We start from the raw sequence: 16,358 nt of genomic DNA, 5'->3' as shown, positions 1-16,358 counted from the left end.
TGTGAAACCACCAAACTCGTGTCGGGAATTCTTTCCGACGGCAGCAGAACGGGCGCCTGCGATCCGGGGCTGCTGGAATCGATGCTCTTCAGCGCGGGGCGAAGCCGCCTGGTGGTCGACTCGCGACTGGCGGGCGGTGAGCTGGTGCGGCACCACGAAAAGGCCAGGCAGACCGAGATCAGGGTGTACGGCGGAGTGCTGCGGCACATGCTCGTCTTCGACGCCCGATACGCGGTCGTGCCGCTCGACGAGGTGAGCCTGCACGCGGGCGCGCTGGTGCTGCGTCCCCCGCTCGTCGGTCCGTGCGGTCAGTTCTTCGGGGTCCTCTGGTCGGAGTCGCGGCCGCTCGGCGGCGGGCCGGGGCGGGGCACCTGCCTCAAGGGACGGCAGTCGCAGGTCGCGGACCTGCTGGTGGAGGGAGCCACGGACCATCAGGTCGCCAACCGCCTCGGCATGAGCAGCCGGACCGTGCGCACGATCGTGTCCGAGCTGCACGACCGGTTCGGCACCACGTCGCGGATGGCGTTGGGCTTCCGGCTCGGCCGCTTGACCAAACGCGTCTAGCCCGACTTCGTGTCCACAAGGCGCGTTCCCGGATCCCCGTTCTACTGCTGGTACCGCAGTTCCCAGGCAGCGGCGGTTCCTTCCGCTGCCAGCTCCCGCTTGAGCACCTTGTGCGTCGCCGTCCGCGGCAGTTCCTCGACCACCCGCACGAACCGTGGCCGCTGCTTCGGCCCGAGATCGCCTTGTGCCAGCACGAAAGCAGCGAACTCGTCCGCGTCCACCGGTGCGCGGCAGACCAGCGCGGCCATCACCTGGTCGCCCACGCGCGGATCCGGCACACCGTAGACCGCCGCCTCGCCGACGGCCGGATGCCGGATGAGCGCACGCTCGATCGGGGCGGTGCCGAGGTTCTCGCCGTCGACGCGGAGCCAGTCGCCGAGCCGCCCGGCGAAATAGCAGTAGCCGTCCGCGTCGAGGTAGGCCAGATCGCCGGTGTGGTACATCCCGTCGCGCATCCGCTCGGCCTCGGCGGCCGGATCCCCGTAGTACCCGGCGAAGAAACCCGCGCCGCCGGTGTTGACCAGCTCGCCGACCGCCTCGGCGGCGTTGAGCAACTTCCCGTTCGCGTCGAATTCCGCCGGGGGACAGGGTTTCCCGGTCTCCGGATCGAGGATCGCGACGCCGTCGAGGAGCCGTCCGAGTGAACCTGGTGGCGTGGTGGCGTCCCGGCCGAAGTTCACCCCGCCCTCGGTCGAACCGAACGCGTCGACCACGTGGCAGCCGAAGCGCGTGCCGAAGGCGGCGAGGTCCGCTTCCGCGCCTTCGTTGCCGTAGACCAGTTTCAGCGGGTTGTCGGCGTCGTCGTCCCGCTCGGGAGTGGCGAGCACATAGGACAGTGGCTTGCCGACGTAGTTGGCGTACGTCGCACCGAACCTCCGGACGTCCGGCAGGAAGCCGGAGGCGGAGAACCGTCGCCGCAGCGCGATCCCCGCGCCCGCGGCGAGGCCGACCGACCAGCCCGCCATGATGGCGTTGGAGTGGAACATCGGCATCGACACGTACACGGTGTCCTGTGTGGACAGTCCGAACCGGGACGCCAGCATCTCGCCGGGGTAGGCGATCTTGCCGTGCGTGCACCGGACGGCCTTGGGATCGCCGCTGGTGCCCGAGGTGAAGATCAGCATGAGCAGGTCTTCGGGTTTCGCGGCCACGGGGACGATCGTGTCCGGGGAGGGTTCGAGAGCGCTCAGCGGAAGTACCGGGACCCCGGCCTCGGACAGCAGCGGGAGGTACTTCTCCTCGGCGAACACCAGCTCGCAGTCGGCCAGCGCGACGTCGCGGGCCAGCGCCGCGCCCCGGCGCGTCGGGTTCAGGCCGACCAGCACGTGCCCCGACAGCGCCGCGCCGCCGAGCAGGAACGAGAACTCGGGGACGTTGTCGGCCAGCAGCCCGAAATGCCCGCCCGGACGCAGAATCCGGGTGAGCGCGGCGGCGTGCGCGGTACACGCCTCGACGTGCTCGGCCCAGGACCAGCGCCGGTCCTCGGACAGCAGCCCGGTCGAGCGGTCCTCCGCCCGGGCGAGCAGGAGTTCCGTGACCGTGGGGGTCATGCCGGGTCCGCGGCCAGGAGATCGCCGAGGCCCCGCGCCTGCGCGGTCGCCCCGCCCAGGGTGAATTCGAGCCGTTTCGCCGCGACGAAGTAGCGGTGCAGCGTGTGGTCGACATCGATGCCGACCCCGCCGTGGACGTGCACGGCGGTGTGCGCGACGCGGTGCCCGGCCTCGGCCGCCCAGAACTTCGCCGTCGCGACCTCCTCGGCCGCCGGAAGTCCTTCACTCAGCCGCCAGGCGGCCTGCCACAGGGTCAGCCGGACGGCCTCGACGTCGACGTAGGCGTCGGCCAGCCGCTGCCGGACCGCCTGGAAACTCCCGATGAGGTGGCCGAACTGCTTCCGTTCCCGCGCGTACGCCGCGGTCAGTTCCAGCGCTCGCTCGACGACGCCGAGTTGCTGGGCGCAGACGCCGATGGTGCCGCGCAACCGCAGCCACTCGCCGATGTCCCCCAGCGAGACCGCGGCCTTCGCGCCGGACAGTTCGACGAGCGCCGCGTCGGCGTGGTCGACGGTCCGCTGCGGCGAGATGGTCACCGAGTCCGCGTCGAGCAGGAACACCTGGCGTCCGCCGTCGATCGCGGCCTCGACGAGGAACCCGTGCGCGAAGGCGCCGAACGGGACCGCGGTCTGCGCGCCGGTGAGCCGCCAGCCGTCGCCGTCGGCCTCGGCGGTGAAACCGCACGGCACGCCGTAGTCCGGCAGCGCCACCGCGAGGACGTGGTCGCCGCGCAGGACCGGGACGACCCAGCGTTCCGCGAGCCGCCCATCGCCGCGTTCCGCGAGCGCGGACGCGGCCATCACGACCGACGTCAGGTAGGGGACCGGCGCGACCGCGCGGCCGATCTCGGCCAGGACGGAACACTGCTCCAGCAGTCCGAACCCGCCACCGCCGACCGACTGGGGCAGGGCGGCGTCGATCACCCCGGCCTGCGCCAAGGCCGTCCACAGTGGAGCGTCGAAGCCGCCGGAACCGTGTGACCCCAGCATGTCCGGGGTCACCTTGTCCGTCAGGATCCGGCGCGTGAGGGAGGCGAGATCCTGCTGCGCCTCGGTGAGCGTGAAGTCCATCAATGCCTCCTGAGGGAGCTGAAGGGAACCTTCCCCGCATGCGATGCGGTGAAGGGAGCTTTCACCGCGTCGCATGCGGGGAAAGCGTCCTTCGGCTAGCGGGTGACGGGCAGGCCGAGGGCGGTCGCGGCGATCATGTCCCGCTGGATCTCGTTGGTGCCGCCGCCGAAGGTGAGGATCAGCGACGACCGGTGCAGCCGTTCGATCCGGCCGCGCAGCAGCGCCCCGGGGGAGCCCTCGCGGACCACGGCCCCCGCGCCGAGGATCTCCATCATCAGCCGGTACGCCTCGGTCGCGAACTCCGTGCCGAACACCTTGGTCGCCGACGCCTCCGCCGGGCCGAGGTCGCTGCTCGCGGCCGCACAGGCGATCCGCCAGTTCCGCAGTTTCAGGTACTCCGCGTGCGCGTGGATCCGCGCCAGATGCAGCCGCACCCACGGCGCGTCGATGACGCGGGAGCCATCGGGCAGCTTGGTCGTCTGCGCCCAGACCCGCACGTCGCGCACGGACGTCTGGATCGGCGCGGCCGAGGTCAGCGCGACGCGTTCGTGGTTGAGCTGGTTGGTGATGAGCGGCCAGCCCTCGTTCTCCCCGGCGACCCGGGAGGTCACCGGTACGCGCACGTCGTCGTAGTAGGTCGCGCTCGTGCCGGGCCCGGCGACCGTGCGCACCTTCGTCCAGGAGAACCCGGGTGCCGACGTCGGCACGATCAGCATGCTGAGGCCCTTGTGCCTGCGGGCGTCGGGGTCGGTGCGGGCGGCCAGCCAGACGTAGTCGGCGTACTCGATCAGGCTCGTCCACATCTTCTGGCCGTTGATCACGTAGTCGTCGCCGTCCCGGACCGCGCGGGTACGCAGCGAGGCCAGGTCGGTCCCGGCACCCGGTTCGGAGTAGCCGATCGCGAAGTGCAGTTCGCCGGCGGCGATCTTCGGCAGGTAGAACGCCTTCTGTTCTTCGGTGCCGTAGCGCATGATGGTCGGCCCGACCGTGTTCACCGTGAGGAACGGGACGGGCACCCCGGCCGCGGCCGCCTCGTCGGTGAAGATGAGCTGGTCGAGCATCGGCCGGTCCTGTCCGCCGTACTCGCGCGGCCAGCCGATCGCGAGCCAGCCCGACGCACCCAGGTCGCGCACGATCTCCTTGTACACCAGGCCGTCGCCGTACTCGCCGCCGTCACCGGCCAGCGCTTCACGGCGTTCGGGGGTCATCAGCCCGGCGAAGTACTCACGCAGTTCCCCGGCCAGGGCGCGCTGTTCCGGCGTGTAGTCGATCCGCATCCGTCACCTCTGCCGTCGGTGCTCGTTACTGGTGCCATGGCCGCTCGCGGCGCTAAGGTAGAACCTGTTCTAGTTGTACCAGGTGTGGCGGCGAGGAGGGAATATGGAGATCGACGTCGATCGCTCGCTCTGCGAGGCGAACGCGATCTGTGTCGGCTTCGCGCCCGAGGTCTTCGATCTCGACGACGAGGAGGAGCTGGTCCTCGCGTCGGCCGAAGTTCCGGCGAATCAGGTAGAACGTGTTACTCAAGCTGTCGCGAGCTGTCCGAAAAATGCGCTGCTCATCCGTGGTTAGCGCCGTTTATTTGGACCTTGCATGCTGCGAGAACAGATTCTAGTGTGTGCGGTGAGGCTGGGTGCGGAAAGGCAGGAGGCCTGGAGTGAGCTTGGACGGCAGGACGGCCATCGTCACCGGAGCGGGCGCGGGACTCGGCCGGGCCGAGGCGCTGGCGCTGGCCGCGGCGGGAGCGCGGGTGGTGGTCAACGACGTGTCGGCCGCGGCGCAGGTGGTGGCCGACGAGATCGAGGCCGAGGGCGGCAAGGCGGTCGCGGTCACCGGCGACGTCTCGGAGTCCTCGACCGCGGACGCGCTGCTCACCGCCGCCGTCGACCACTTCGGTGGCCTCCACATCGTGGTCAACAACGCCGGCGTGCTGCGTGACCGGATGCTCTTCTCGATGTCCGACGACGACTGGGACACCGTACTCGGCGTCCACCTGCGCGGGCACTTCCTGCTTTCCCGCAACGCCGGGGCGTACTGGCGGGACAAGTCCAAAGTGGACGGCGCGCCGGTGTACGGCCGGGTGGTCAACACCGCGTCGGAGTCGTTCCTGCTCGGCGCCCCCGGCCAGCCGAACTACGGTGCGGCCAAGGCGGGCATCGCCGCGCTCACCGTCTCCACCGCGCGCGGTCTTTCGCGGTACGGCGTCCGCGCCAACGCGATCTGCCCGCGCGCCCGCACGGCGATGACCGAAGCCGTCTTCGGGGCCGATGCCCCGGAGGGGATCGACCCGCTTTCGGTCGACCACGTCGCGCCGTTCGTGTCCTTCCTCTGCTCGCCGGAGTCCGATCGCGTCAACGGCCAGGTGTTCCTCGTCTACGGCGGGATGGTCGCGCTGATGCGGCCGCCGTCGGTGGAACAGCGGTTCGACACCGTCAACGGCACCTGGACCGCCGAAGAACTCGTCACATCCGTGGGCGGCTACTTCGCCGACCGCGACCCGGAACGCATGTTCGCCGCTTCCGAGATCATGTCGCTGCCGTAGACCGTGGGAGATGATGTAGTGGGCAGGCTCGATGGCAAGGTAGCGCTGATCACCGGCGGGGCCAGGGGACAGGGCGAGGCGGCCGCGCGGCTGTTCGTCGCCGAGGGCGCGCGGGTGGTGATCGCCGACGTCAACGACCTCGACGGCAAGAAACTCGCCGCCGACCTCGGCGAGGCCTGTGTCTACCAGCATCTCGACGTCGGCGACGAGACCGATTGGGAGGCGGCGATCCAGCGCACCCAGACCGAGTTCGGCCCGCCGACGGTGCTGGTCAACAACGCGGGCATCCTGCATTTCTCGGAACTGGGCAAGACCACGCTGGCCGATTACGAACGCGTCATCCGGGTCAACCAGATCGGGGCGTTTCTCGGGATGCGTTCGGTCGTTGAACCGATGACCGGGGCCGGCGGCGGCTCCATCGTCAACGTGTCCTCTGTGGAAGGCCTCGCCGGAATGCCGTTCCTCGTCGCCTACACCGCGAGCAAGTTCGCCATCCGCGGGATGACCAAGGTCGCGGCGCTCGAACTCGGCGCGAAGAACATCCGCGTCAACTCCGTGCACCCCGGCGCGATCGACACGCCGATGGTCGCCGCCGCGGCGGGCGGGCAGAAAGTCGACATGTCGTGGGTGGGCAAGAAGGTCGCTCTGGGCCGGGTCGGGCAGCCGGAGGACATCGCGAAACTCGTGTTGTTCCTGGCCAGTGACGAAAGTTCGTACAGCACGGGCGCCGAGTTCGTCGCCGATGGCGGCGCGACGGCGACGCACGCACTCAAGTTCTGACGCGGAGGTGCCGAGAGCAGAGTGAACACCGCTAACGCAATGGGGCGTTGACAGGTGGAGTAAGACTCGGGGCAGGCTACTGGGAGGTTCTGTGAACGCGTCGGTGTCCGTCCCGGGTACGGGTGCGCTCACTCAGGTCGGCAGGCTCGCGACGCTGTCGTGGGAGGTCCTGCGCGCGATCTTCAAACGCCCGTTCCAGTTCCGCGAATGGATCCAGCAGTGCTGGTTCTTCGCCAGCGTCACCATCCTGCCGACGGCGCTGGTCGCGATCCCGTTCGGCGCGGTCATCGCCCTGCAGCTGGGGTCGCTGACCCAGCAGATCGGCGCGCAGTCGTTCACCGGCGCCGCGAGCGCGCTCGCGATCGTCCAGCAGGCGAGCCCGCTGATCACCGCGTTGCTGGTGGCGGGCGCGGGCGGCAGCGCGGTCTGCGCCGACATCGGCGCCCGCAAGATCCGCGAAGAGATCGACGCGATGGAAGTACTCGGGGTCAACCCGATCCAGCGCCTGATCGTGCCCCGCGTTCTGGCCGCGATCGTGGTTTCGGTGCTGCTGAACGGTTTGGTCAGTGTCGTCGGCGTGCTCGGCGGCTACTTCTTCAACGTCGTCATGCAGGGTGGCACCCCGGGCGCGTACCTCGCCAGCTTCAACGCGCTGGCCCAGGTCCCGGATCTGTGGGTCAGCGAGATCAAGGCACTCCTCTACGGCTTCGTCGCCGGCGTGGTCGCGGCCTTCCGCGGGCTCAACCCGGCGGGCGGGCCGAAGGGGGTCGGCGACGCGGTGAACCAGGCCGTGGTGATCACCTTCCTGCTGCTGTTCCTGATCAACGTCGTGCTGACCGCGATCTACCTGCGGATCGTGCCGCCGAAGGCGATGTGACATGGCAGGCGAACCCGCTGTCTCGGATCGGACGCTCGAGATCATCGCGCGTCCCGGCGCGATGCTGGAAGGCTTCGGCGGCCAGCTGTCGTTCTATTTCCGCGCACTGGCCTGGACCCCGCGCACGATCCGGCGCTACGGCCGGGAGGTCTTCCGCCTGCTGACCGAGGTCAGCTTCGGCACCGGCGCGCTCGCGGTGATCGGCGGGACGCTCGGCGTGATGATCGGGATGACCTTGTTCACCGGGCTCATCGTCGGCCTGCAGGGTTATTCCGCGCTGAACCAGCTCGGTACCGCGGCGCTGACCGGGTTCATCTCCGCCTACTTCAACACCCGCGAGGTCGCGCCGCTGTCCGCGGGGCTCGCGCTCTCGGCCACCGTCGGCTGCGGGTTCACCGCGCAGCTGGGCGCGATGCGGATCTCCGAGGAGATCGACGCGCTCGAAGTGATGGGCGTGCCGAGCATGCCCTATCTCGTGACGACCCGGGTGATCGCCGGCGTCACCGCGGTCATCCCGCTCTACGCCGTCGGGCTGCTCTCGTCCTATCTGGCCTCGCGGCAGATCACCATCTGGCTCTACGGCCAGTCCGCGGGCACCTACGACCACTACTTCACGCTGTTCCTGCCGCCCGAGGACGTCCTCTGGTCGTTCCTCAAGGTGATCATCTTCAGCGTGCTCGTCATCCTGTCCCATTGCTATTACGGCTACACCGCCAGCGGTGGGCCCGCCGGGGTCGGCGTCGCCGTCGGCCGCGCGGTGCGGACGGCGATCGTGCTGATCTCCGTACTCGACTTCTTCCTGAGCCTCGCGATCTGGGGCGCGACGACGACGGTGAGGATTTCCGGGTGAACAGGGGGATTCTGCTGCGGCGGCTCCGGCATCAGGTGCTGGGCCTGGTGTTCCTCGTGGTGGTCGTGCTGTTCTTCGTCACCACCATCGCCTTCTACCAGAAGGCCTTCACCACGGTGACCCTGGTGAAACTGGAGACCGACCGCATCGGCAACCAGATGCGCGAGGGCGCGGACGTCAAGGTGCGCGGGATGGTCGTCGGCGAGGTGCGGTCGATCCGGGCCCACGGCGATCACGCGACGATGGACCTGGCGCTGCAACCGGACAAGACGCCGGTCATCCCGGCCAACGTGTCCGCGCGCCTGCTGCCGAAGACGTTGTTCGGTGAGCGGTATGTCGCCTTGCAGATCCCGGAGAAGCCGGACCGGCACATCGCCGAGGGCGACGTCATCCCCCAGGACCGCAGCAGCAGCGCGATCGAACTGGAGACCGTGCTCGGGAACGTGATGCCGTTGCTGCAGGCCGTCCAGCCGGAGAAGATGGCGAGCACGCTCAACGCCGTCGCGTCCGCTTTGGACGGTCAGGGCAAGCGGCTCGGCTCGACGCTGGCGGGACTCTCGGACTATCTCGGCAAGGTGAACCCGTCGCTGCCCGATCTCAAGGCCGACATCACCGGACTGGCCGACGCCGCCGCGATCTACGACAGGGCCGCGCCGGATCTGCTGGCCGCGCTGTCGGATCTGACCACCACGAGCAAGACCCTGGTCGAGCGCCAGCGCGGTCTCGCCGACGTCTACTCGACGGTGACCGCGGCCTCGATCGACCTGACGAGCTTCCTGAAAGTCAATCAGGACAACCTGATCCGCCTCACCACCAACCTCCAGCCCACTTTGGACGTCCTCGCGAAGTACGCGCCGGAGTACCCGTGCCTGCTCAAGCAGCTGGCCGAATCGGTGCCGCGCGCGGAACTCGCGTTCGGCAAGGGCACCGCGCATCCCGAGGTCAGCCGGGTGACCATCGAGTTCACGCCGAGCCGCGGCAAGTACCTGCCCGGTGTCGACGAGCCGAAGTACGACGACAAACGCGGACCGCGGTGCTATCCGCAGGTGCCGCCGCCCGGCCGCTGGCCGCAGTATCCGCCGGACGGCGCGATCGCCGACGGTTCCTCCAAACCGGCGCCGCCGCGCGACCCGGACGGCACCCTGCCTTCGGGTGGGAGCGCGGGCGGTTCGGTGGTGAACACGCCGGACGAGCAGCGGCTGATCGACCTGCTCGTGTCGCCCGCCATGGGCACGACCCCGGACCAGGTGCCGAACTGGGGCAGCCTGCTGGTCGGGCCGCTGTACCGGGGCGCGGAGGTGGAGCTGCGATGAGGACTCAGCCGAGCGCGGGCCGGGCCGGGCTGAAAGCGTCCTTCACCGCATGTGACGCGGTGAAGGGAGCTTTCACCGCGTCACATGCGGCGAAAGCGTCCTTCGGCCCCCGTGACGGGAGGGCGGTCCGATGAGGTCGTTCGTGCCGGATCTGGTCAAGATCCTCGTCTTCGCCGTGGTGACCGTGCTGCTCACCGCGGTCCTCGGCGCCACCATCGCGAACACCAACTTCGGCGAGACCTCGGGCTACGTCGCCAAGTTCACCGACGCGTCCGGGCTCAAGGAGGGCGACGACGTCCGCATCGTCGGCGTGAAGGTCGGACAGGTCGGCCGGATCGAGGTCGAAGAGGGCGAACGGAACCTCGCCCAGGTCCACTTCGACGTCCAGACCACGCACCGGCTGCCGTCGTCGGTGACCGCGACCATCAAGTACCGCAACCTCGTCGGGCAGCGGTACCTCTCCCTCGGCACGGACATCGGGGACGAGAAGTCACTGCCGCGCGGCGGGGTCATCCCGCCCGAGCGCACCAAACCGGCGCTGAACCTGACCGTGCTCTTCAACGGGTTCAAACCGCTCTTCCGCGCGCTGAACCCCGAGGACGTCAACAAACTCTCCTACGAGATCATCCAGGTCTTCCAGGGCGAGGGCGGCACGATCACCAGCCTGCTCGCGCACACCGCGTCGGTCACCTCGGCCATCGCGGGCAAGGACAAGATCATCGGCGACGTCATCGCGAACCTCAACACCGTGCTCGGCACCGTCGAGAAGCGTTCGCCGCAGCTGGGCGAACTGATCGACCAGACCCAGCGGCTGGTCACCGGTCTCGCCGAGCAGCGGCGGCCGATCGGGGAGGCGGTCAAGGCGCTCGGCGACCTCACCGTCGCCACGACGGGCCTGCTCGCCGACGCGCGCCCCGCGCTCAAGGACGACGTCGCGCAACTCGGGGCGCTGTCACAGAACCTCGGCGATTCGGAACAGCTGATCGACCATCTCCTGCAGGTGCTGCCGGGCAACCTGCAGAAGTTCACCAGGACGCTGAGCTACGGCAGCTGGTTCAACTACTACCTGTGCGGGATCTCCGGCAGCATCGGCATCAAATCGCTCAACATCGAACTGCCGATCACGCCACTGCCCGGCACGCAGCGACCGGAGAGGTGCGGGCCGTGAAGCCGCTCAAGGAACGCAATCAGGCCGCGGTCGGCGCGGCCGCCCTGGTCCTGCTCCTCCTGGTCACGATGACGACCTACTTCTCCGACCGGATCCCGTTGTTCGGCAGCGGGACGACCTACTCGGCGTTCTTCGGCGAATCGGCGGGGCTGGCGGCCGACAACGAGGTCCAGGTCGCCGGGGTCAAGGTCGGCCAGGTCAGCTCGGTCGAGCTGGCAGGCAAGAAGGTGCTGGTGAAGTTCCGGGTGAAGGACGTCCGGATCGGCGACGCGACGTCCGCGTCGATCGAGATCAAGACGCTGCTGGGCGAGAAGTTCCTCGCGCTGACGCCGAAAGGCAAGGCGAACCAGGATCCGAACGCCACCATCGGGCTCGATCGCACGCGGACGCCGTTCGAACTGCAGGACGCGTTCCAGCAGCTGTCCGGCACGGTCGGCGAGATCGACACCGCGCAGCTGGCGACGAGTTTCACCGTCCTGTCCGACGCGCTCAAGGACAGCCCGCAGTATCTCAAGGACGCGCTGGGCGGGCTGTCTTCGTTGTCCAAGACGGTTTCCTCGCGTGACGGTGACCTGAAGGCGTTGCTGGCCAATACGAGCAAGGTGTCCAAGACGCTGTCCGACCGCAACGCCCAGCTGAAGCGGATCCTCGACGACGGCAACCTCCTGCTCGCCGAGTTGCAGAACCGGAAGGACGCGATCAGCACGTTGCTCAAGGGCACCCAGCAGGTTTCGGCGCAGTTGTCGGGGCTCGTCGCCGACAACCGGCAGCAGCTGAAGCCGACGCTGGAGAAACTCGGCAAGGTCACCGATGTCCTGCAGCGCAACCAGGACAACCTCAACCGCAGCCTCGCGCTGATGGCCCCCTTCGCCCGCGTCGGCGCCAACGCGACCGGGAACGGGCGCTGGTTCGAGGGCTACCTGTGCGGGCTGCTGCCGCCGACGATCATCGCCGGCGCGTTCCAGGTCAACCCGGAGGGCTGCACCCCGCCCATCGCGGCGCCGAACCAGGGGGTGGGCGGACGATGACCATCCACACGCGCACGGGACGCGCACTCGCCACATGGGTCGCCTTCGCCTGCGTCGTCGTACTGCTCCTGACCGCCGGACTCTGGCTGGTGTTCAGGGACACGGGCGGGACGCGGATCAGCGCGTACTTCGGGAAGACCGTGGGCCTCTACGCGGGCTCTTCGGTACGAGTCCTCGGCGTGAAGGTCGGAGAGATCACCGGCGTGACGCCCCAGGGCGAGGCGGTCCGGGTCGACATGCGGATCGACGGTGACACCCCGATCCCGGCGGACGCGGGCGCGGTCGTCGTCGCGCCGAGTCTGGTGAGCGACCGGTACGTGCAGCTGACCCCGGCGTACGAGAGCGGTCTCGAAATGGCCACGGACACGGTGATCGCCAAGGAGAAGACGGCGACCCCGGCCGAACTCGACGACCTCTACACGAGTCTCGACAAGCTCTCGACGAGCCTAGGACCCAACGGCGCCAACAAGAACGGCGCGCTGTCGGACGTGCTCGACACCGCCGCGGCGAATCTCGGCGGCAACGGGAAGAACCTCAACACCACGGTGACCCGGCTGTCCGAACTGGCCAAGACCCTGGACGGCTCCAAAGGGGACCTGTTCAGCACGGTGCAGAACCTGAACTCGTTCACCGGCGCGCTGGCCGAAAGCGACCAGCAGCTCAACGAGTTCTACCGCCGCGCCGCCGACGTCAGCGGTTTCCTGGCCGCGGACTCCGCCGACGTGGGCGCCGCGCTGAATTCGCTGGCGACGGCGATGGGTGACGTCGAGAAGTTCGTCGCGGAGAACAAGGACCTGCTCGCATCCAATGTGGACAAACTGGCCGGACTGACCAAGGTGCTCGTCGACCAGCGGGCCTCGCTCGCCGAGGTGATCGACATCGCGCCGACCGGGGCCACCAACTTCATCAACTCCTACGACGCGGCGTCCGGCACGATCGCCGTGCGGGACAACCTGAACGAGCTGACGCATCCCCCGATCCTGACCGTGTGCCGCCTCATCAGCGCGAGTACGCCCAAGCCGATCCCGGACGCGCTGGGGAACATCTGCAAGCAGCTGGCCCCGGTCCTCGACGGCACGCTGAAGCTCCCGTCGGTCCCGCAGGTACTGGCCTCGCTGCAGAGCGGTGAACTGCCGCCGCTGCCGCTCCCGCTGGTCGACGTCCTCACCAAGGGAGTCCCGAAATGAGGCAGCGGCGGAAGATCGCGGGCGTGATGGCGGGCGTGCTGGTGCTGGCAGGCTGCGGTGACGGCGGCTTTTCGGGGCTGTACAACACCCCGCTCCCGGGCGGTGCGGATCTCGGTGACCATCCGTACCGGCTCTCCGCGCAGTTCTCCGACGTCCTCGACCTCGTCCCGCAAGCGAGTGTGAAGGTCAACGACGTCCCGGTCGGCCGGGTCGAGAACATCGAACTCGCCCCGGACACCCGGTCGGCGTGGGTGAACATGGTCGTCAACGGCGACATCGCGCTGCCCGCGAACGCGCGCGCCGAACTGCGCCAGTCGAGTCTGCTCGGGGAGAAGTTCGTCGACCTGCACGCCCCCGAAAAGCCCGAAGGATCCCTCGCCGAGGGCGCGAAGATCCCGCTCGACCGCACCAACCGCAACCCCGAGGTCGAAGAGGTCCTCGGCGCGCTTTCCCTGCTGCTCAACGGCGGCGGCGTCGAACAGATCCAGAAGATCAGCCACGAACTCAACGACGCGCTCACCGGGAACGAGGCCGAGGTCCGCGCGCTGCTGTCCCAGGTGGACAAGCTGGCCACCGAACTCGACGGGCACAAGGGCGAGATCCTGAGGGCCATCGACGGCCTCGACAGGCTGTCGAAAACCCTGGTCGGGCAGACGCAGAACCTGACCAACGCGCTCGACAACCTCTCGCCGGGGCTCAAGATCGTGACGGAGCAACGGGATCAGCTCGTCGGCATGCTGCAGTCGCTGAACACACTGTCCGGGGTCGCGACCGACACGATCAAGGCCAGCCGTGACCAGCTGGTGGCGAACCTCCGCGCGTTGCAGCCGACGCTGAAGAAGCTGACCGAGGCGGGCCAGGACCTGCCGACCGCGCTGCGGATCCTGCTCACGTACCCCTTCCCGGATTACGCGGGCAACGTGATCAAGGGCGACTACGCCAACGTGGAAGCCAAGATCGACCTGAACCTGGACACTTTCCTGGAGAACATGAACAACTCGTCGCAGCCGATCATCCAGCTGCCCGGGACCAAGGGCACCGGCACGCCCGGCGCGATCCCGTTCAACAACGGGACGGCGCCCCCGGTGCTGCCCCTGCCGACCGGCGACCTCCCACAAGCCCCCCAGATGCCCCAGGCACCGCAGGGCCAGGGCGGGGACGTCCTGGGCGGCGTGCTCGGCGGGCTCCTCGGGCCGCTGCTCGGGGGTGGCCGGTGATCACGCGCAAGACCAGGATCCAGCTGGCCGCGTTCCTCGTCATCGCGGTGGTGTCGGTCGTCTACGCGGGCGGCAAGTACGCCGGGCTGGACAGGCTCTTCGGCACCCGGGGCTACCTCGTCACCGCGCAACTGGTGGACTCCGGCGGGATCTTCGTCAACGCCGAGGTCTCCTATCGCGGTGTCGCGGTCGGCAAGGTCGCGTCGATGACGCTCACCGAGCACGGCATCGATCTCGGTCTCGACATCGATTCGGGCGCGCCGAAGATCCCGGCGGACACGAAGGCCGCGGTCGCGAACCGGTCGGCGGTGGGGGAGCAGTACGTCGATCTGCTGCCCATGCACGAAAACGGGCCGTACCTCACCGAAGGTTCGGTCATCAAGCGGGACAGGACGTCGATCCCGCTCGCCCCGGACACCGTCCTGTCCAATTTGGACAAACTGGTGTCGAGTGTGAAACCGGAGTCGCTGAAGACCGTCGTCAACGAGACCTACGAGGCCTTCGCGAACGCCGGCCCGGATCTGCGGCAGCTGCTCGACAGCACCGGATCGCTGACCGCGACCGCGACGCAGTACCTGCCCGACACCCAGGGCCTGCTCGCCAGTTCGCGGACGGTACTGGACACCCAGCGGCGGCAGGCGGACAACATCACGCAGTTCTCCAGCGGGCTCAAGACGATCGCCGCGCAGCTGAAGACGTCCGATCCGGATCTGCGGCGGGTGATCGACGAGGCACCGAAGCTGAGCCGTCAGATCAGCGACGTGCTCGCGGTCTCCGGCACCGACCTCGGGGTGCTGTTCGCGAACACGCTCACCACCGCCCAGATCACCTCCGCCCGGACCGACGCGATCGAGGAACTCCTCGTCGCGTACCCGATCATCTCGGCGTTCTCGCGCTCGACGTCGCCGGACGGCACCGGCCATCTCGGCGTGGTGTTCAACTTCTTCGACCCGGTCTCCTGCACCAAGGGCTACGAGGGCACGAAACAGCGTCCCGCCAACGACCTCACCGAGGCGCCGGTGAACACGCGGGCCTACTGCGCCGAGCCACCGGGAAGCCCCACCGGGGTGCGGGGCTCGCAGAACGCGCCGTACGCCGGGAAACCGCCCGCGGTCCCGGAGCGGCCGAAGCAGAGCCCGCAGGCGGCGGAATCCGCGCAGCTGCCCGGGGTGCTGAGCCTGCTCACCGGCGCCGGACCCGGTGGGCTGGGCGCGTTGCTGGGCGGCAAGTAGTGCTCACGCGCGCCCTCACCGTCGTCGCCGCGCTGGCCGTGCTCGCGGCGGCCTGGTCCGGCTGGTCGTGGTGGAGCGCGGCGCGGGACGACGGTCTCGCGCGCGGCCGGGAGCGCGAAGCCGTGCTCACCGCCGCCTCCGGGCAGCTGGAGGTGCTCAACACGATCGACTACCGCACCGGTGCCCAGGACGTCGACCGCTGGCTCGGCGTCACCACCGGACGGCTCGGCAAGGAACTCACCGGCGACCGGCAGCTCCAGATCGACCGGGCGAACACCGGCAAAACGGTCGCGACGGCCAAGCTCGAACGGGCCGCGGTCACCGAACTCGACGCCGCGGCCGGGACGGCACGGCTGATGGCCGTGCTGAACGTGCGGATCAGCACCGGCGGCGGGTCGGCCGTGCCGAAGGTCAGCAGGCTGACCGTGGACTACCAGCGCGCCGAGGACGGCTGGAAGGTCAGCGCGGTGCAGGCGGCGGGGTCATGACCGGCCGGACGCCGCGGCTCCTGGTCGCGCTCATCGTGCTGGCCACCGGTTGCGCGGTCTGGTTCGGGCTGGAGGCCTCTTCGCTGGGTTCGGACGGCAACGCGGCGCTCGTGGACCAGGCCGCGACCGCCGAGGTCGTGGACCACGTCGGCGCCGGGGTGAAGGCGGTCTTCTCCTACGACTACAGCAATCTCGCGCGGACCGAGCGGGCCGCGGCCGACGTGCTGACCGGAGAGGCGACCGGGCAGTACCGGGACCAGTTCGCGTCGGCGCGCAAGCGGGCCGAGGACCAGAAGCTGGTGCGCACGACGACGGTCCGCTCGGCGGGCGTCCGGTCGTTGCGCGGCGAGGAGGCCGAGGTGCTGCTGTTCCTCGACCAGCAGACCATCGCCGCCGCCGGGGGCACGCCGCAGTCGACGGTCTCCCAGCTTTCGGTCACCGCGCGCCGCGTCGACGGCCGGTGGAAGATCTCACGGCTCACCGCTCTGTAGA

Annotated in this window: 17 protein-coding genes; 14 read left to right on the top strand and 3 right to left on the bottom strand. The window is 69.0% G+C overall.

All coding sequences use genetic code 11. From position 1 onward, the window contains the following. Positions 1-18: 18 nt before the first annotated feature. Complete coding sequence (locus L324_RS40780) at positions 19-564, top strand: helix-turn-helix transcriptional regulator (protein ID WP_152546673.1); 546 nt, start codon at positions 19-21, stop codon at positions 562-564. A gap of 41 nt (positions 565-605) precedes the next feature. On the opposite strand, the gene L324_RS03850 is transcribed toward L324_RS40780, so the two are convergent. From L324_RS03850 to L324_RS03840, 3 genes are all read right to left on the bottom strand, one after another. Then, on the bottom strand, positions 606-2,114 hold the full coding sequence (locus L324_RS03850) for a long-chain-fatty-acid--CoA ligase (RefSeq protein ID WP_037304140.1): 1,509 nt from the start codon (positions 2,112-2,114) through the stop codon (positions 606-608). Continuing rightward, complete coding sequence (locus L324_RS03845; protein WP_037304137.1) at positions 2,111-3,184, bottom strand: acyl-CoA dehydrogenase family protein; 1,074 nt, start codon at positions 3,182-3,184, stop codon at positions 2,111-2,113. Before L324_RS03845 ends, L324_RS03850 begins: the two co-directional genes overlap by 4 nt. Before the next feature lie 95 nt (positions 3,185-3,279). Next, positions 3,280-4,461 (bottom strand): acyl-CoA dehydrogenase family protein, encoded by a 1,182-nt coding sequence (locus tag L324_RS03840; protein ID WP_037304136.1) that lies wholly within the window; start codon positions 4,459-4,461, stop codon positions 3,280-3,282. Between the two features lie 103 nt (positions 4,462-4,564). Here L324_RS03840 and L324_RS03835 point away from each other — a divergent pair, with 103 nt between their 5' ends. The 13 genes from L324_RS03835 (at position 4,565) to L324_RS03775 (ending at position 16,357) form a co-directional block, all read left to right on the top strand. Beyond that, a complete protein-coding gene (locus L324_RS03835; RefSeq protein WP_037304134.1) occupies positions 4,565-4,756 on the top strand; it encodes a ferredoxin in 192 nt (63 codons plus the stop codon). 85 nt (positions 4,757-4,841) lie between these two features. Then, entirely contained in the window at positions 4,842-5,726 is an 885-nt protein-coding gene (locus L324_RS03830; protein ID WP_037304132.1) for a 3-oxoacyl-ACP reductase, read from the top strand. Between the two features lie 18 nt (positions 5,727-5,744). Beyond that, entirely contained in the window at positions 5,745-6,506 is a 762-nt protein-coding gene (locus tag L324_RS03825; RefSeq protein ID WP_037304130.1) for a glucose 1-dehydrogenase, read from the top strand. A gap of 91 nt (positions 6,507-6,597) precedes the next feature. After that, on the top strand, positions 6,598-7,383 hold the full coding sequence (locus L324_RS03820) for an MlaE family ABC transporter permease (protein WP_143104862.1): 786 nt from the start codon (positions 6,598-6,600) through the stop codon (positions 7,381-7,383). A 1-nt stretch (position 7,384) separates the two neighbouring features. Beyond that, entirely contained in the window at positions 7,385-8,233 is an 849-nt protein-coding gene (locus L324_RS03815; RefSeq protein ID WP_037304127.1) for an MlaE family ABC transporter permease, read from the top strand. Continuing rightward, a complete protein-coding gene (locus tag L324_RS03810) occupies positions 8,230-9,546 on the top strand; it encodes an MCE family protein (protein ID WP_037304126.1) in 1,317 nt (438 codons plus the stop codon). The genes L324_RS03815 and L324_RS03810 overlap by 4 nt, the downstream gene beginning before the upstream one ends. A 130-nt stretch (positions 9,547-9,676) precedes the next feature. Continuing rightward, a complete protein-coding gene (locus L324_RS03805) occupies positions 9,677-10,714 on the top strand; it encodes an MCE family protein (RefSeq protein ID WP_037304124.1) in 1,038 nt (345 codons plus the stop codon). Next, on the top strand, positions 10,711-11,742 hold the full coding sequence (locus L324_RS03800) for an MCE family protein (protein WP_037304450.1): 1,032 nt from the start codon (positions 10,711-10,713) through the stop codon (positions 11,740-11,742). The genes L324_RS03805 and L324_RS03800 overlap by 4 nt, the downstream gene beginning before the upstream one ends. Then, the gene (locus L324_RS03795; RefSeq protein ID WP_037304123.1) at positions 11,739-12,929 is read left to right on the top strand and encodes an MCE family protein; all 1,191 of its coding nucleotides are present in this window, start codon (positions 11,739-11,741) and stop codon (positions 12,927-12,929) included. The genes L324_RS03800 and L324_RS03795 overlap by 4 nt, the downstream gene beginning before the upstream one ends. Continuing rightward, positions 12,926-14,146 (top strand): MCE family protein, encoded by a 1,221-nt coding sequence (locus tag L324_RS03790; RefSeq protein ID WP_037304122.1) that lies wholly within the window; start codon positions 12,926-12,928, stop codon positions 14,144-14,146. Before L324_RS03795 ends, L324_RS03790 begins: the two co-directional genes overlap by 4 nt. Beyond that, entirely contained in the window at positions 14,143-15,378 is a 1,236-nt protein-coding gene (locus L324_RS03785) for an MCE family protein (protein ID WP_037304120.1), read from the top strand. Before L324_RS03790 ends, L324_RS03785 begins: the two co-directional genes overlap by 4 nt. Continuing rightward, positions 15,378-15,866 (top strand): hypothetical protein, encoded by a 489-nt coding sequence (locus L324_RS03780; RefSeq protein WP_037304117.1) that lies wholly within the window; start codon positions 15,378-15,380, stop codon positions 15,864-15,866. The genes L324_RS03785 and L324_RS03780 overlap by 1 nt, the downstream gene beginning before the upstream one ends. Beyond that, the gene (locus tag L324_RS03775; protein WP_037304114.1) at positions 15,863-16,357 is read left to right on the top strand and encodes an Rv1363c family protein; all 495 of its coding nucleotides are present in this window, start codon (positions 15,863-15,865) and stop codon (positions 16,355-16,357) included. The genes L324_RS03780 and L324_RS03775 overlap by 4 nt, the downstream gene beginning before the upstream one ends. Position 16,358 lies beyond the last annotated feature (1 nt).

The organism is Amycolatopsis orientalis DSM 40040 = KCTC 9412 (assembly GCF_000478275.1).
Taxonomy (GTDB): Bacteria; Actinomycetota; Actinomycetes; order Mycobacteriales; family Pseudonocardiaceae; genus Amycolatopsis; species Amycolatopsis orientalis.
Note: the sequence above shows the minus strand (reverse complement) of the source record. Positions and strands in the feature narration are given on the sequence as shown.

Excerpts from the sequence above, each read along its gene's own strand:
- L324_RS03850 (WP_037304140.1), bottom strand. The coding sequence starts at position 2,114 with ATGACCCCCACGGTCACGGAACTCCTGCTCGCCCGGGCGGAGGACCGC.
- L324_RS03845 (WP_037304137.1), bottom strand. The coding sequence starts at position 3,184 with ATGGACTTCACGCTCACCGAGGCGCAGCAGGATCTCGCCTCCCTCACG.
- L324_RS03840 (WP_037304136.1), bottom strand. The coding sequence starts at position 4,461 with ATGCGGATCGACTACACGCCGGAACAGCGCGCCCTGGCCGGGGAACTG.
- L324_RS03835 (WP_037304134.1), top strand. The coding sequence starts at position 4,565 with ATGGAGATCGACGTCGATCGCTCGCTCTGCGAGGCGAACGCGATCTGT.
- L324_RS03815 (WP_037304127.1), top strand. The coding sequence starts at position 7,385 with ATGGCAGGCGAACCCGCTGTCTCGGATCGGACGCTCGAGATCATCGCG.
- L324_RS03805 (WP_037304124.1), top strand. The coding sequence starts at position 9,677 with ATGAGGTCGTTCGTGCCGGATCTGGTCAAGATCCTCGTCTTCGCCGTG.
- L324_RS03795 (WP_037304123.1), top strand. The coding sequence starts at position 11,739 with ATGACCATCCACACGCGCACGGGACGCGCACTCGCCACATGGGTCGCC.
- L324_RS03790 (WP_037304122.1), top strand. The coding sequence starts at position 12,926 with ATGAGGCAGCGGCGGAAGATCGCGGGCGTGATGGCGGGCGTGCTGGTG.
- L324_RS03775 (WP_037304114.1), top strand. The coding sequence starts at position 15,863 with ATGACCGGCCGGACGCCGCGGCTCCTGGTCGCGCTCATCGTGCTGGCC.